The 15,404-nt window shown below is 59.0% G+C and carries 13 protein-coding genes; 4 read left to right on the top strand and 9 right to left on the bottom strand.

Going from position 1 to position 15,404, the window contains the following annotated elements; all coding sequences use genetic code 11:
- Positions 1-146 precede the first annotated feature (146 nt).
- The 7 genes from hrcA to ATK06_RS06790 all read right to left on the bottom strand — a co-directional run bounded on the left by hrcA (position 147) and on the right by ATK06_RS06790 (position 7,936).
- On the bottom strand, positions 147-1,175 hold the full coding sequence (gene hrcA / locus ATK06_RS06820) for a heat-inducible transcriptional repressor HrcA (RefSeq protein ID WP_098389070.1): 1,029 nt from the start codon (positions 1,173-1,175) through the stop codon (positions 147-149).
- Between the two features lie 20 nt (positions 1,176-1,195).
- The gene (gene hemW, locus ATK06_RS06815) at positions 1,196-2,446 is read right to left on the bottom strand and encodes a radical SAM family heme chaperone HemW (protein ID WP_098389069.1); all 1,251 of its coding nucleotides are present in this window, start codon (positions 2,444-2,446) and stop codon (positions 1,196-1,198) included.
- 21 nt (positions 2,447-2,467) lie between these two features.
- On the bottom strand, positions 2,468-3,157 hold the full coding sequence (locus tag ATK06_RS06810; protein ID WP_048379520.1) for a hypothetical protein: 690 nt from the start codon (positions 3,155-3,157) through the stop codon (positions 2,468-2,470).
- A 245-nt stretch (positions 3,158-3,402) separates the two neighbouring features.
- On the bottom strand, positions 3,403-5,238 hold the full coding sequence (locus tag ATK06_RS06805) for an AMP-dependent synthetase/ligase (RefSeq protein ID WP_048379522.1): 1,836 nt from the start codon (positions 5,236-5,238) through the stop codon (positions 3,403-3,405).
- 86 nt (positions 5,239-5,324) lie between these two features.
- Positions 5,325-5,522, bottom strand: coding sequence for a hypothetical protein (locus ATK06_RS06800; RefSeq protein ID WP_053072655.1), 198 nt, complete (start codon positions 5,520-5,522; stop codon positions 5,325-5,327).
- A gap of 13 nt (positions 5,523-5,535) precedes the next feature.
- A complete protein-coding gene (locus ATK06_RS06795; RefSeq protein ID WP_098389068.1) occupies positions 5,536-5,808 on the bottom strand; it encodes a hypothetical protein in 273 nt (90 codons plus the stop codon).
- 10 nt (positions 5,809-5,818) lie between these two features.
- The gene (locus ATK06_RS06790) at positions 5,819-7,936 is read right to left on the bottom strand and encodes a M3 family metallopeptidase (protein WP_048379524.1); all 2,118 of its coding nucleotides are present in this window, start codon (positions 7,934-7,936) and stop codon (positions 5,819-5,821) included.
- 1 nt (position 7,937) lies between these two features.
- Between ATK06_RS06790 and ATK06_RS06785 the strand changes: the two genes are divergently transcribed.
- A complete protein-coding gene (locus tag ATK06_RS06785) occupies positions 7,938-9,383 on the top strand; it encodes a carboxylesterase family protein (protein WP_053072659.1) in 1,446 nt (481 codons plus the stop codon).
- Here ATK06_RS06785 and idi read toward each other — a convergent pair.
- Both idi and ATK06_RS06775 read right to left on the bottom strand, forming a co-directional pair.
- On the bottom strand, positions 9,380-9,955 hold the full coding sequence (gene idi / locus ATK06_RS06780; RefSeq protein ID WP_048379527.1) for an isopentenyl-diphosphate Delta-isomerase: 576 nt from the start codon (positions 9,953-9,955) through the stop codon (positions 9,380-9,382). The genes ATK06_RS06785 and idi overlap by 4 nt on opposite strands.
- Positions 9,956-9,990: 35 nt before the next feature.
- Positions 9,991-10,539 (bottom strand): hypothetical protein, encoded by a 549-nt coding sequence (locus tag ATK06_RS06775; protein WP_231913523.1) that lies wholly within the window; start codon positions 10,537-10,539, stop codon positions 9,991-9,993.
- A gap of 156 nt (positions 10,540-10,695) precedes the next feature.
- Between ATK06_RS06775 and ATK06_RS06770 the strand changes: the two genes are divergently transcribed.
- The 3 genes from ATK06_RS06770 to brnQ all read left to right on the top strand — a co-directional run bounded on the left by ATK06_RS06770 (position 10,696) and on the right by brnQ (position 15,401).
- Positions 10,696-12,573, top strand: coding sequence for an ABC transporter ATP-binding protein (locus ATK06_RS06770; protein WP_048379529.1), 1,878 nt, complete (start codon positions 10,696-10,698; stop codon positions 12,571-12,573).
- 86 nt (positions 12,574-12,659) lie between these two features.
- On the top strand, positions 12,660-13,790 hold the full coding sequence (locus ATK06_RS06765) for a MalY/PatB family protein (protein WP_048379531.1): 1,131 nt from the start codon (positions 12,660-12,662) through the stop codon (positions 13,788-13,790).
- Between the two features lie 180 nt (positions 13,791-13,970).
- Complete coding sequence (gene brnQ / locus ATK06_RS06760; protein ID WP_083985909.1) at positions 13,971-15,401, top strand: branched-chain amino acid transport system II carrier protein; 1,431 nt, start codon at positions 13,971-13,973, stop codon at positions 15,399-15,401.
- Positions 15,402-15,404 lie beyond the last annotated feature (3 nt).

Raw genomic sequence — 15,404 nt, 5'->3', positions numbered from 1 at the left:
TTCTTGTCTCATTGCGTTCATCGTTTATCCCCGCGAACCACCCCGCGGGGTTTATAACACTGCCACCTTATACCCACGTAAGCACTCGCGACCATCGGGTGCCAGGTTTTCGGCTGTCTCCCCTGCTAGCGAGGTTTCCAAAACGGCTACTGTGCGCCGAGGATACGGGACACGTAGCTGGAGACTGCCGCGACTTTCGCGATTGTCCCCGTGTAATCCATGTACGTCGGCCCCAGCACGCCTAACCCGCCCAGGGCGGTGTCGCCAGCTCCATACGCAGACGTCACCACCGAGGTCCCGTGCAGCTCTTCCGTATCGTTTTCTTCCCCAATAAGAACGGAGACATTGCCCAAGTCGGGAACATTCGTGAGAAGACGCAGCACAACAACTTGCTCCTCTAACGCATCCAACATCTCCGTGATGTTGAGCCCACCGTCGCGGGCCATCCGGGTCAGATTCGCAGCACCGGCCAAAATCATGCGGTCATTCGGCTTCTCGACGAGCGTCTCCACTAAAACCGTCGCCGTGGCCTCCACCGCGTGCCGCAACCCCGGAGGGGTCACCTCAGTCAAGCTCTCGAGCGAAATTTGGGCGTTCCGCAACGTCTTCCCCTCAAGCACGTTGTTGAACACATCGCGCAGCACCACCACATCGTCTTCTGCCACCGGCGTCATCAACTCGACATTGCGCTGCTCTACTCGGCCATTGTCCGTAATCAACACGAGCAGTAGGCGTCGCGGGGACAGCTGCACTATTTCACAGTGCTTAACTCGCGAAACTTTCAAGTTTGGCAACTGCACCATCGCAGCCTGGTGCGTGAGCTGGCTCAGCAATTGCGCAGAGCGACGCAACACATCCTCCAGATCGACGCCATCTTCCAAAAACTTCGCGATCGCCCGCCGCTCAGGCCGGGATAGTGGTTTGATTTCAGAGATCGAATCGACAAAAACCCGGTATCCCTTTTCGGTAGGGATACGCCCCGAACTGGCATGCTGCTGGGCGATGAGCCCCTCAGACTCCAACACAGCCATATCGTTACGAATCGTCGCCGAAGACACTTGCAGCTGGTGGCGCTCCAATAGTGCTTTCGACCCCACCGGCTCCTGGGAGGCAATGTAGTCTGCGACAATCGCACGCAACACTGCTTGCCTGCGCTTATCAGTTGCTCCTGCCACGCGATCACCTCAACTGCGGTCTAATTTTCTTCTGCCAGTAATAAGTCGGTCACGATGCCGTCGGCAAGCAACCGACCAGCACCCGTCACTGCCACCCTATCCCCAATCCGGTGCAGGGTGCCGGCAGCGATATTGCGCTCCACGACGGACGCGGCTGCCGGATAGAGCCACCGTTCCGGGATCCCCTCGCGGCGGCGCAAGCCCAACATAATTTTCTCCGTGTGGCGATCCGCATCCGTGAGCACTTCCCCATCTTTCACCGGGAACAGGCCCTGGCTGACCATCGATGCATACCGGGCCGGATGCTTCACGTTGAAGAACCTGGTCCCGCCGATGTGCGAATGCGCTCCCGGGCCTGCACCCCACCAATTTCCGTCCAGCCAATAAATATCGTTGTGCCGGCAATATCCGCCAGGCTTAGCCCAGTTAGAAACCTCATACCAGGAGAAACCATCTGCGCTTAGCGCCGCATCAATGAGTTCATAACGGTGGGCTAGGACATCCTCATCCGGCATCGGCAGTTCGCCACGGCGAACCTTACGCGCCATAGCCGTCCCGTCCTCAACGATGAGCGAATACGCGGAGACGTGGTCTACACCCGCATTGACGATTGCGTCCATGGTGGCGCGCACGTCGTCATCCGTTTCTCCCGGGGTACCGTAAATCATATCTAGGTTGACGTGCTCAAACCCAGCCTGGCGAGCCTCACGCGCAGCCGCAACAGGACGACCCGGGGTGTGCTTACGGTCCAAGGTAGCTAGCACGTGCGGGGCCACCGACTGCATGCCCAAACTCACCCGGGTGAAGCCGGCGGCACGCAAATCAGTGAAAAATTCTGGGCTCGTGGACTCCGGGTTAGACTCCGTGGTCACCTCAGCACCCACGGCTAGGCCAAACGTATCGCGCACGAATCCAAGAATCTCGCCCAAACCCGCCGCCCCCAGAAGCGATGGCGTGCCGCCACCCACAAAGACGGTGTCCGCCGGACGCAGCTGACCACGCGCCTGCATGAGTTCTGCCGCACGCTCAAGTTCCCCGCCTAAAGCGGTGATGTAGCTCTGTGGCGAGGCTGCGGTACCCAACTCGCCGGCGGTGTACGTATTGAAATCGCAATACCCGCAGCGCGTGGCACAGAATGGCACGTGCAAATACACCCCGAAAGGGCGGTGCGCAAAGTCTTCTTGCTGCTGCGCGCTCGCGTGCCCGAGGTGTTTCTCGACGAAATCAGACTCGGGCCCTTCACGGAGGGTTAAGGGGTGTGGTGCGTTCATCGTGGCACCACCTTACCGCAGTTAGCCGGCGACGATTCCGCCAGCTGCTTGCTTACGTTTAGCTACGACTTTTGCCACGACAGCGTCAATACGGGCGCGTTCGGCCAAGAACTCCGGCGGATTATGCCCGCGCCGGGCGCGCGCATACGCGGGGTGCGTATCAACAACAGTGGTCAGCCATCCCCCAGCGGCGGCATGGACTAACGCCTGCACCCGATTGAGAACGTGCGGGTAGGACAAGGCTTCAAGGTCGTTGGCAACAATGTCCGTCCGTTCCAAGAGCCAGTCCACGAGGCGTGCCAGGTAGTTACCGACCGCTTCGGTCCGAGCGTCGAGGGCACCTGCAAGCTCTGCGACGACCACGGGAGTAGCGGTCAACGGGAAATCAGTTTCCAGGCTGGTTGCGGTGACCGCGACTGGCTTCTCATACTTCGGCTGGCCGGTATGTGCGCGTGCTGATAAGCTTCCGGCTTTCAGTCCGGTTGTCAAAGCGGTGCGCAGGCCGATGAGCTCGCCAAGAACATGGCGGGCGTCGACACGTGCGTCTTCAATAATCTCATCTAACTCGGAGAGGCAATCAACGGTGAGTTCCCCGTCCCAGTCGGCGATTGCTTCGGCGATATTTTCGATGTAGGAAGCTACCTCATCACCGATGTCGTAGAGCTCTTGTGTGAGCTCACGGTGGCGCAGATGCGCGGCAGACCGTTGCATGGCGTTGTGGCCACTCCCTTCAACCATTTATCCCTCGTGCAGGCTGGTCACCACCCCGTTGAGCAGCACCGCAGCCCGCAAACCTCAAGTACAACTTCAAGGTTTCCTTTGCTGCCTTCACACTCTATTGCACTCGCCGCGCAAATGTTGCGCGGCGCGCCGAATTACCCCAACCGCTTTCTCAGCTCCACCACAGCGCGCACACATGAGGCCCCGCATCTCAGCGGAGCCGTGCGGTATGCACGCTAGCGGCGCCGGTAAATCTGGCTGATAGCGTCTTCGTAACGAGCAGTGACAACGTTGCGCTTCACCTTAAGAGTTGGGGTGAGTTCCCCTTCTTCTTCGGTGAGATCTTGGTTGAGGATGTAGAACTTCTTGATTCCCTCAGCGTGCGACACCGTGGAATTAGCAGAGTTGATCGCGTCCTGAATATCAGCGCGCAGGCGCGGGTCTGTAGCCACATCCTTAGGAGTCTTATCCTCCGGGATAGAATGCTCGGCCTTCCACCGGGCGAACATGGCGTCGTCGAGAGTAATCAGCGCCCCAATAAACGGCTTGCCGTCGCCAACGAGCAGCGCCTGAGAGATCAGCGGGTGTTCACGCAGGATGTCTTCCATCGGGCCAGGCGAAACATTCTTGCCACCAGCGGTGACGATGAGGTCTTTCTTACGTCCCGTAATGGAGACGTATCCGTCCTCGTCGATGTCGCCCAAGTCGCCGGAGTTGTACCAGCCTTCGCTATCGATGGCGGCAGCGGTGGCTTCGGGGTTGTTCCAGTAGCCAGCGAAGAGGCAGTTGCCGCGCATGAGCAATTCGCCTTCGGCGTTGGCCTTGATCTCCATTCCGCCGACGGGTCGGCCTACGGTACCAATTTTCTGGTCCTCGAAGTCCACGGCCACAGCGGCGGCGGTCTCGGTCAGGCCATATCCCTCGTAGACCGGAACGCCGATGCCACGGAAGAAGTGCAGCAGGTCCTGCCCCATAGGTGAACCGCCGGTGATGCAGTATTCCACCTGACCACCGAGCGCATCCTTGATCTTGGAGTAGACGAGCTTGTCAAAAGCTCTCCGGCGCAGTTCCAAGCTTTTCGACGGCCCCTCCGGCGTATCGAGCGCCTTGGACCATTCAATCGCCGTGCTTTCTGCCAACGCAAATGCCCCCTTCTTCAGCGCACCACCATCGGCAGCGTTGGATGCGGCGGCGTTGCGCACCTTTTCAAAGACGCGTGGAACGCCGAGCACCAGATTAGGGCGGGTACGCTGCAGTTCCACGGTCAGGGTGCTGGTGTCAGACCAGTGCGACTGCATCGCACCGGCGATAGCCACCGCGAGAGACACTGCACGAGCAAGGACGTGAGCCATAGGCAGGTAGGTCACCACAACGGTGCCAGGACGGGCAATGGCACCGATGGGGTTCGTCAGGAGGGCACGAATCTGCGACAACCAGTTCTTGTGAGTGAGCATGCACCCCTTAGGTCGGCCAGTCGTACCGGAGGTGTACACCAACGACGCCAGATCCGTCAGTGATGTGTTCGCGATGCGCTGATCAATCTCTTCCTGCGGAACGTCACGGCCTTCAAATTTCAGGGTGTCGATAGCCGAGGAGTTGATTTCAAGTACGCGACGCAGTTTGGTTGGTGAAGCCGCTAGCGGCGCTTTCCCGTCGGAGCCAAGAACCAAGCTTTGCACCATTTCGGTGTGCTGACGGGTTTCCGTGACGGCCAGTACCGCACCGGAATCTTCGATAATCCACTGAATCTGCGATGCAGAGGAAGACGGGTAAATAGGGACCGACGCGGCACCGGCAGCCCAGATAGCAAAGTCAAGCAGGCTCCACTCGTAGCGTGTAGCAGATAGCAAGACCACGCGGTCTCCTGGTTCGACGCCCATAGAGATCAGGCCCTTGGCTACTTCGAAGACTTCGTCGAGGAATTCCTGGGCGGTGACGTTGACCCACTCGTAGTTTTGTGGGCGCGTAAAAATAACCCCGAATGGCCGGGCTTTCACCTGGTCGATGAGGGCGGTCAGGCAGGTTTCGCCTTCCTTGACGGTGTATTTCGCCTTGGTGGAGGAAATGGTCACACTGTCTCCTTAGGTTTGTGCCCACCACCGCGCCGGTGCGCGCCGGTGGCTTTTAAGACTATCCCCCTACCGTAACAGCGAAGTGGTTATAGGAGGGAAACCAACCAGGCGATGACGACGATTGCGATGAGCAAGTACAGGGCTTGGGTAACCCGGGACGCAGGATAACGGCGGCGTTGTCGCGGCAGTTTTTGATCTGCTTTACGGAGTGCTTCGGGATTGCCATCCGCGCCAGGTGGCACAATCCCGTCCCCGTTTCCGGAGGTAATTTCGTGATCACTCATAAGGGTTCCTAGCCTAGCCCACTTCCGAATCTTTGTATGACCGGGGCTCTTCCTCCTCGACGATGACTGCACCCTCGGTCGGACGGCTGACCCGTCGCATCGACACCGCGGCGTTCCTGCTCCTATTCCTGGCGCGGAAGCCCACTGCGAGGAAATCGGTGACTCGGACCACGATCACACCGCATACTCCACAGATAGGAATAGCAATGGCCAGCACAACCAGAACCTGCACCAGCATCGGCGCAGAAATCAGCCACTGCGCGAAGGCGTCGTACCAGGATGACATGTTGATTAACCTACAGTGCTCCGGCGAGTCCGCGACGGCGCAAAAGTGGCCCTACTTCCTTGTCGCGGCCGCGGAATGCACGGAATGCCTCTTGATAGTCGCGGGATGCGCCACGGGAGAGGACAAGGTCACGGAACCTCTGACCAGCAGCGCGGGCTTTCTCATCACTTTCGCTGGGACCAGCTGCACCGTGTTCAGTAAATCCGTCGAAACCATCCGCGTCTAAGGCTTCCGCCCACAGGTAGGAGTAGTACCCGGCCGAATACCCACCAGCGAAGATGTGGTTGAAGTATTGGGAACGGTATCGTGGCGCGATTGCGGCTTGGGTGGTTTCGTCCACCCCCGCTTCACCGAGGATTTGGGCCTCAAAGTCCGCTACTACGCGATCCGCACCACGTTCCTGTGCGTCAGCAAGGATTTCTTCCACCTGGGATGGGCTCAGGCTATGCCAGGCTAGGTCGATAAGAGAGGCTTCGAGATATTCGGTCGTCGCAAAGCCTTGACCATCTTGCTGTGCTTGGCGCAGGGCAGAGAGCGTGGCGTCGGGGAGCACTTCCCCAGTGTCGACGTGGCGGGCATACTTCGCCACGATTGCGGGGTCGAAAGCCCAGTTTTCATTGATTTGGGAGGGGAATTCAACCCAGTCACGTGGCACGTTCGTGCCGCTCATCGTGGGGTATCGGACGTCGGAAAGGAGTCCGTGGAGCGCGTGGCCGAACTCGTGGAAAACGGTGGTGACTTCGTCGATGGTGAGAAGCGGCTGAGTGCCATCGGCTGGTTTACTCATCCCCATGACATTGACTACCACGGGCTTGGTGTCCAGGAAACGGGATTGGTCGACAAAGGAGCTCATCCACGCACCACCGCGTTTCGAGGGCCTACCAAAGTAGTCAGTCAGCAGCAGACCAATTCCGCTGCCATCAGCATCCTTGACTTCCCATACTTCGACTTCTGGGTGGTAGCCGTGCAGGTCTTCACGCTTGTCCACGGTGATGCCGTAGAGGCGGTGGGCAGCGTAGAAGACGCCGTCCTCGAGCACTTGATTCAACGGGAAATATTGGGCAACTTCTTCCTGATCCAGCGCCAGGTCACGCTCGCGGACCTTAGCCTGCCAGTAAGGCCAGTCCGCAGCGGTAAAGTCCTCTCCTGCCGCGGTGGCTGCTTCTGCCAAGAGTTTGTGCTCGCCGGCAGCATTGGTCACGGCCGCCGGAGTGAGGTCCTCCAGCAGGGAACGCGCAGCCGCGGCTGAGCCCGCCGTTTCCTCAGAAATGACATAATCGGCATGCGTGTCGTAGCTCACCAGTTGCGCCCGGCGCGCCCGCAACTGCACTAGCTCAAGGAGCGTTTCAGCGTTCTCCCCTTCACCGCGCTGCGCTGCGGCATTGTATAGCCGGGCGCGGGATTCTGGGCGGGTGAGGCGCGTCTGTGCGGACTGGACAGAAGGCAATTCGAGAGCCACGAGGTAGCCTTCTTTACCTGCGTCTTTGGCCGCCTTCCGGGCTGCCTCAATCCGGGAAGCCGGTAGACCTTCAAGTTCCTCGGCAGTGTCGAAAAGGACCGCGAGCTCTTGAGTGTCCGCCAGAAGTTTCCGGCCGAACTGCTCGGAGAGGGAAGCCAGACGCTGGTTAAGGGCGCTGAGCTCTTCCTTTTCCTCAGGGTTTAGCTCTGCACCGTGGCGTACAAAGTTGCGCTTTGTCTGATCGAGGAGGCGCACGGCTTCTGGGTAGTCCTCGCCAAGGGAGTCCGGCACCTGGAGTCCTTTAATTCGGTCCCACAGTGCCGGGTTGTGGTACACGGCGTCGGAAGCTGCGGACATTTCCGGTACTACTTGAGCTGCGATTTCGTTGAGTTCCGGGGTGGAATCGGTGCCTTGGAGGTTGAAAAAGATGGTGGCTACGCGGTTGAGCTCTTGCCCGGCACCCTCGAGGGCTTCCATAGTGTTGGACCAAGTGGCCGGTTCCGGGTTACGCGCAATGGCGTCGATTTCTTCTCGGTAGGTGGCTAAAGCCTGGTGGAAAGCCGGAAGGAAATCTTCGGTGCGTACGCGGGCGAAGTCGGGTAGTTGGTAAGGCAGCTCGGATGGGTCGAGCAAGGCGCTAAGGTCGCGGGTGTCGTCTACGTTCTCCATAATGCTGACGAGCCTAGCCGTCACCCCGGACACCGTGCACCCCACCCGTTCGAACATCGTCCGGTTGCTAGAGTTAGTGCCCATGACAACCGTGCAGGCCCGTTTCCAAGACGCAACGATTACAGGGACCGCTACCGGCAGCGCTGATGTGTACCATTCGATCCCCTTTGCCCACGTTGATGGGCCTTTTGCAAATGCCACCCTGGCCCTGCCGGTCGGTGATATTGTAGCCACGGAGCCACGCCCGGAGGTTACCTTGGCGGTAACAATTTCTACTCCCGCTGGCGCAAAAGCGGGTGCAGACCATCCAGTGCTGGCCTATATCCATGGCGGTTCCTACATTGAGGGAACCCATGCCGATCCCCGGATTTCCCCGGAGGTGTGGGCACAGGCAGGTTACGTTGTGGTCACTCTCGGATACCGGCTGGGTATGGAAGGTTTTGTTCCTTTCCATGATGACGAGCCCGATCATTACCGGGGCATCGACGATTGCGCGGTGGCGCTCGAGTGGATTCAGAAAACTATTGAGTCTTTCGGCGGCGATCCAACGAACATTACGCTCGTGGGGCATTCGGCAGGTGCCGCGATGGCGTTGTGGCTAGCAAGGAAGGACCACTACAAGGGCGCTTTTCGACGCCTCGTGGCCCTCTCCCCCGCGTTCCCCCGGGAGAATTTTTCGAAGCGGAAGGCCCTCCTGCGCCAACTTCTGGATACGCCGGTGACCAGGCGCCACCTGACCGCGTTACTGGCGAAGAATCCCAAGAAAGCACGTCGCGGTTTCCAGCGCTTTACCAAGGCGTATTTCACCGATATCGCACTTGGCCCTGCGATCTTCGATCCTAAGGAACTAGCCAAGGTTCCTATGTTCATCACGGCCACGAGTCACGAGTTGTACACGGGTGTTCCGGCTATCGATCGCGTGGAAAATTCCATGTTCCGTGGCCTGATTATGCGCTTCCTGCGCAAGAAAGTGGGTCTCCGGGTTCCCGTGCAATCCTTCATCGATGCTCTTGACCCGAAGGACCAGGACCACCGCTTTGCACGCCTCATGGGGGATTCCCTGATTCGCCGGTGGGCGTCGATGGCTTTAGAAGAAACACATAGTCCACGTTGGTATGCAGAATTGGCGGGGAGCCGGAAACACCCGGCTGTGCACAGTGCGGAGCTTCCCCACCTCTTCCCTAGCGAAGGGACCCCGGAAAAAGCCAGCGCATTGTTCCAGGCAGTAGCCACTTTTGCTGCGGGTGAGGAGCTGCCGTGGCCGGCGTACCGAAAGGGCACGTCGCGTGTGGGCCGCATCATCCCCATTGCTGGTCCGAACGCGGGCCATGCGCGGAGCATTTTTCTTGACGAATCACTTGCAGACGATCCGCTCAAGACAGCTCGCGTGAGCTTTACTACCCCACAGTTCTTGGGCGCAAAGTTGGGCCCAATTTCGCCGCGTTAGCTCGCAGCCAGTGCCCGACGCAGTTCGGGGTGGTCGAGTTCTTCGACCAGCCACGGGGAGAACGCGAAACCGGTGGCGTCGACAGCCGCAATGACATCCTTCGGATCAGCCCACACGAAGCTGTCAATCTCATCCGGTACTGGTGTAAACTGCGCGCCCTGCGCGATTGTGACGGTGAAAACGGGGCAGATTTCATATTCGACGATTCCGGAAGAATCCACGGCGCGGTACTGAAAGTCTGGCAACACGCTTACGACCGGCCCCAGGTCGGAGGGATCGATACCCAACTCTTCGTGGGCGCGCCTCACGACGGCTGCCTCCGGTGTTTCGCCTTGCCCGGGATGTCCGCAGAAGCTGTTCGTCCACACGCCAGGCCATGTTTTCTTTGATAGGGCGCGCCGGCTCATCAGCAAGCGCCCGGTGCCCTCCTCGAGAAGGTACGCAGAAAACGCGAAGTGGAGTGGGGTATCAGCGGTATGGATGGTTGCTTTGGGGGCTGTGCCACAAGGGTTGCCGTTTTCGTCGGCAAGAACAACCATCTCTTCGGTAGCAGCGGAAGGCGCGTGAGTCATGCGTTCACCCTACCTGGCTACGGGCGCAGGGGTGTTTAGCGGTTCAGGTTGCCTTCGAAGAGCACGTTGCCAATCTCTAGGCTGGCGTTCCACAGGTTGCCGGGGGCCACGTTGAAGGGGTAGCGCAGGTTGGTCGACGCTCCGGCGCCCAGCGGAAGGTCAAGGCCGTCTTGGCCTGCAACTCCGGCTGCTTCTGCGTCAAGGCGCTCGACGACGGTGCCGTCGGAAAGCTTGAGGACAGGGTCACCGATGGCTTCTGGGGGTAGCGGTGCCTCGTTGTTATTCGTCACCAGAAGAGTAAGCACAGAGCCCCCGGCATTGCCACCGACCGTGCCCTGAAGTTCCCAGGTCACGTTCAGGCCTTCGTCTTTGACGGGTTCAGTAAGAACCTCCGCCTTCTTGACGGGGACGTCCTTCTCTTCAAATGCGGGCGCGGCAGAGGTTGTCACCTCTAGTGATTGCGTCGGGGTGCCCGGAGTGGTGCGGGCGTCCTCGGAGGAACAGCCAGCGAGGGCCACCAGGCTGAGGGTTGCCGCAAGACAGCCTGCTGCACCGAACCGTCGAGTTGTATGCGTGGTGGTCACCAGGATTCTCCCTTATCTCTGCTGGACGTTTCTTCCTTACTGCATTAGGCATTCTAGCGTGTAGGTTCCAATTCCCCGAAGTATGCGCCCGGTGGCATAATGGCTAATCCCGTAACTTTTGGTGACATATCCACTCAAGTACTCGCTAGGACCCGTGTGAATTCTTTAACCCGTATTGTCCGTTCCACCTCAGCACTCTGGCCGTACTACGTCGGTGTTGCTGTGACCTCTATTATTACAGCGCTTCTTGCGTTGGTCAGCCCGTTTATTCTCCGCGAAGCCACCGACACGATCGTCGCGGTAGTCTCCGGAGAACTGACAGCTCGCGACGTCGCTCAGACAATTGTGTGGTTAGCACTTGGCATGTTTGCCGCCGACCTCGCCCGAACTCTCATGACGAACGTGGGCGGGTACATCGGTGATGTCATGGCAGCCCGCATGCAACAGATTCTGGCGTCGCGGTACTTCGCTCAACTCCTGGCATTGCCGCAGCGTTACTTTGATAACCAGGTCACCGGGACGATCATCGCACGCTTGAACCGCTCCATTACCTCGATCACGCAATTCATCCAATCCTTCGCCAACAACTTCATGCCCATGCTCGTCACCGTGGGCGCCGTGCTGGTCATCACTGCTGGCTATTATTGGCCGCTGGCGATCCTCCTCTTCGCATTGTTCCCGCTGTATATGTGGTTGACCACGCTGACTAGTGCGAAGTGGCAGAAGATTGAACGCAAGAAGAATGAGCACATTGACCTCGCCGGGGGCCGCTTTGCCGAAGTCGTCGGTCAGGTGAAAGTGGCGAAGAGCTTTGTCAGCGAAACCCGCGAGCTCAAAGACTTTACCCACCACTATGGTTCCACGATCAGCCTGACCCGCACGCAGTCCCGCTTCTGGCACATGATGGACAGCCTCCGCGGTGGTGCGATGAACGTGATTTTCTTGTTCATCTACGGTCTCCTCTTCTGGAAGACCCTCCACGGAGAATTCTCGATTGGCGACATGGTCATGCTCCTGCAGTTGGTCAACATGGCTCGCCAGCCGGTCCACATGATGAGCTGGATTGTGGACTCTGCCCAGCGCGCCATCACAGGTTCCCGCGACTACTTCGAAGTCATGGCGGAAACCCCGGAACCCACTGCGAATAGGCAACTCGTCGCCGCTACCCGAGCCTCCGATCTGCCTCAGCTAGACGTCGATACCGCCGAACCGCTGAGCCCACGACCCGATACCCCGACCCTGGTGCTGGATCACGTGAGCTTCGAATATGAACCTGGCAAGCCTGTCCTTCACGACGTGAGCTTCCATGCCAGCCAAGGCGAGAAAGTAGCGCTCGTCGGCGAATCTGGAGGCGGCAAATCCACGATCGTGAATCTCCTGTTGGGCCTCTATCAACCGACCGCGGGCGCACTCGAGGTGTGCGGTCATGACACCGCTGACGTCCCGAACGAACGTCTGCGCGCCTCCGTCGGCGTAGTGTTCCAAGAACCCAACCTGTTCTCCGGAACCATCCGCGAAAATATTGCCTACGGCAAGCCCGCGGCCACTGACGAAGAGATTTATGCCGTAGCGCGCCGAGCAAACGCGCACGATTTCATCATGGCCTTCCCCGACGGCTACGACACGATCATTGGCGAGCGTGGCCTGCGCCTATCCGGCGGACAGAAGCAGCGCATCTCCGTGGCACGCGCCATGCTCAAGGACGCACCGATCCTAGTCCTCGACGAGGCAACTTCCGCCCTGGATAACAAGTCCGAGCGCGCGGTCCAGGTGGGCCTCGATGAGCTCATGCGCGGACGCACCACACTGATCATCGCGCATCGCTTATCGACGATCGCCGGCGTGGATCGGATCGTCACCCTGGATTCTGGCCGGGTGGATGAGGTTGGTTCCCCAGCGGAGCTCGCTGCCTCTGGCGGTATTTATTCACAATTGTTGGCGTTGACGGCGTCCGATTCCGCGGCGGATAAGGCACGGTTGAAGGCCTTCGGTTTCCACGACGGACGCACCGATGACGAGGGCGAAGAAGACTAAGCTCCGGGCTCCTGTGCGGGGCACGTGGGCGTCGATAAGCAAGAAAGTAGACGGCATTGTCTACTTCCCGGCGGTAGTGTGGACGTATGCATTTTCCAACTCGCGAAGAATTACGTGCCCGCAACACCCGCAAGTGGACTGTCCACCCTGACGACGTCCTCCCCGCTTGGATCGCCGAGAGTGATTTCGCCACCTGCGAACCCGTCAAGGACGCGATCCGCGACGCTGTAGAAAAGGAGTCCTTCGGATACACCCCCGCCACCTCTGACCTGCCCGATGCGGTGGCGGACTTTTATGAAGAACGGTACGGCTGGCGCCCCAATCCGGACTGGATTACATACGTCCCTGACGTGGTGCGCGGCATGCTGCTGGCCGCACAGTACCTCACGCGCGAAGGTTCCGCTGTGATCGTGCCAGTGCCTTCCTACCCACCGTTTCTTGAAATCCCCAAGACAGCAGGCCGCGAAGCCGTGTACGTGGGCGCCGAAGGTGGCTTGGACTTAGCTGAGATTGAGCAAGCCTTCGCCGACGGCGCCGGCTCGATCCTTATCTCCGCGCCGAACAATCCGATGGGCTATGTCTACGAGGCAGATTTCTTGAACCAGCTCGTGGACCTGGCGGACCGCTATGATGCCCGCTTGCTCATGGATGAGATCCACGCTCCCCTGGTCTACGACGGGAAACACGTTGTCGCCGCCGGCCTCTCCGAAAAAGCGGCGCGGGTCTGCGTAACCGTCACTGCGACGTCGAAGGCGTGGAACATCGCTGGCCTGAAGTGCGCGCAGATGATTTTCTCCAACGAGCAAGACTGGAACACGTGGAAAACCCTGACCGGCGTGGCCAAGGACGGTACGTCCACCCTAGGGATCGTGGGTGCCACAGCGTGCTATCGCGAAGGCGTGCCTTTCCTGGACGAGGAAGTCGATTACCTGCGCGCTAACCGCGATTACCTCATCGAAGAACTTCCACAGCGCCTGCCGGGCATCAAGGTGACGAAGCCAGCCGCCACCTATCTGCTGTGGCTTGATTTCACGGATACCCCTTTGGCCGCCGACCCGGCTGGGCTGTTGCTCAAGCATGGCAAAGCTGCGCTTAACGACGGCTCTTTCTTCGGGCCGGGCGGCGCGGGACATGCGCGTCTCAATTTTGCTACGTCTCGTGAGATTTTAGAAGAGGTTGTGGAGCGTATGGAAAAGGCCTATAAAGCTGTTTCCTAGCCCTTTACAGGTGTTTTTACCTGCGCTTTTACCGTAACTTGTTGTGTTGCGCACCACGTTCGTTCTATCCTGTCAGGTATTCATAAATTCTATGGATCACCTCGACACGTGTACTCCCGCTCCATATGTTGAGAAAATGCACCTCACGGAGTGGGACAGATAGAAAGCGCAGGCTTCATAATGAGCGCGACGGATAACACTGCCCCGGCATCCCGCCGCGGCGGTGGCATGTCAGCAAAACTGCTGGTTGTCACCGCCTTCATGCTTTTCTCCATGTACTTCGGCGCCGGCAACCTTATTTTCCCGCCGTATCTTGCCGTAGAGGCTGGAGAAAACTTCACCCCCGCGATCCTCGGGTTCCTGGGTACCGCAGTGGTACTTCCGGTCGTCGCCATTATTGCGATTGCAATTTCGGGCTCTAACGTGCGTGACCTTGCCGCACGTGGTGGCTACGTCTTCGGCCTAATTTTCCCGATTTTGGCGTACCTGTCTATCGGTGCTTTCTACGCACTGCCCCGTACTGGTGCAGTGAGCTTCTCGACGGCCATCTCCCCGTTGACCGGCTGGGACTCTGTCGCGGCCAGTGGCGTATTCAACGTCTTGTTCTTCGGTATCGCTTTGCTGCTTGCGTACAACCCGTCCGAAATCGTTAACCGGCTGGGTCAATGGTTGACTCCTCTCCTGCTGATTCTTCTGGCCCTCCTGGTGTTCTTTGCGTTCATGAACTTTGATGGCGCGAACAACACCCCAGCGGCGGAGAAGTATGCGTCCGCGCCCTTCGCTGGCGGCCTACTTGAGGGCTACCTGACCATGGACTCGATCGCTTCCCTAGCGTTCGGCATCGTCGTTATTAACGCGCTGCGTTACAAGGGCGTGTCCAAGGGTAAGCAGCTGGTCACCGGGACAATCCAGGCCGGTGTTATCGCCGGTGTCATCCTGGCGGTTATTTACTTGGGCCTGGGCTTCATCGGCCACACAATTCCACACCCAGAGAAGTACTCTGACGGTGCCGGTCTGCTGGCGGGTGCCGCCCACCTGACCATGGGTACTCCTGGCCAGATCATCTTCGGGCTTATCGTTCTTTTGGCCTGCATGACCACCGCTGTTGGTCTGATTGCTGCGACATCAGAATTCTTCAACTTCCTCATGCCAGGTATTTCTTACCGCGTCTGGGCGATTGTGTTTGCGGTTGCGTCGGCAGCCATGGCAACCATGGGCCTGGAGACTGTGCTTTCGATTGCCGCACCTGTCATTGGCTTCATCTACCCACCAGCTATCGCCTTGGTCCTGATCACCTTGATCGAGCCACTGTTCCGCGGAAAGCCTGCGTTCTACTGGACGTACCGCATCGGTATTTGGGTTGCTGTCATCTGGTCCGCCATTGAGACCATCACGAGCCTTGGTGTACACGCGCTCGGCCCTCTGACCGAGTGGGCACCGATGGCCGATCTTTCGCTCGGCTGGGTACTGCCGACTGTCATCGGCGTTGTGGTCGGTTTCGTCATTGACCTCATTAAGCCGCATCCTCACACTCCTTCCCCGCTTCTCGACGAGCTGGCGGCCGAAGACGCTGAAAAAGCTGCACGCGATGCAAACGCAGCGAAGGCTTAAAGG

The sequence above is a fragment of the Corynebacterium renale genome (assembly GCF_002563965.1).
Taxonomy (GTDB): Bacteria; Actinomycetota; Actinomycetes; order Mycobacteriales; family Mycobacteriaceae; genus Corynebacterium; species Corynebacterium renale.
This window is presented reverse-complemented; position numbering and strand designations above follow the sequence as displayed.

Coding starts and splice junctions, on each gene's coding strand:
- hemW (WP_098389069.1), bottom strand. CDS start 2,446: ATGAACGCACCACACCCCTTAACCCTCCGTGAAGGGCCCGAGTCTGAT.
- ATK06_RS06810 (WP_048379520.1), bottom strand. CDS start 3,157: ATGCAACGGTCTGCCGCGCATCTGCGCCACCGTGAGCTCACACAAGAG.
- ATK06_RS06800 (WP_053072655.1), bottom strand. CDS start 5,522: ATGAGTGATCACGAAATTACCTCCGGAAACGGGGACGGGATTGTGCCA.
- ATK06_RS06795 (WP_098389068.1), bottom strand. CDS start 5,808: ATGTCATCCTGGTACGACGCCTTCGCGCAGTGGCTGATTTCTGCGCCG.
- ATK06_RS06790 (WP_048379524.1), bottom strand. CDS start 7,936: ATGGAGAACGTAGACGACACCCGCGACCTTAGCGCCTTGCTCGACCCA.
- ATK06_RS06785 (WP_053072659.1), top strand. CDS start 7,938: ATGCTGACGAGCCTAGCCGTCACCCCGGACACCGTGCACCCCACCCGT.
- idi (WP_048379527.1), bottom strand. CDS start 9,955: ATGACTCACGCGCCTTCCGCTGCTACCGAAGAGATGGTTGTTCTTGCC.
- ATK06_RS06765 (WP_048379531.1), top strand. CDS start 12,660: ATGCATTTTCCAACTCGCGAAGAATTACGTGCCCGCAACACCCGCAAG.
- brnQ (WP_083985909.1), top strand. CDS start 13,971: ATGAGCGCGACGGATAACACTGCCCCGGCATCCCGCCGCGGCGGTGGC.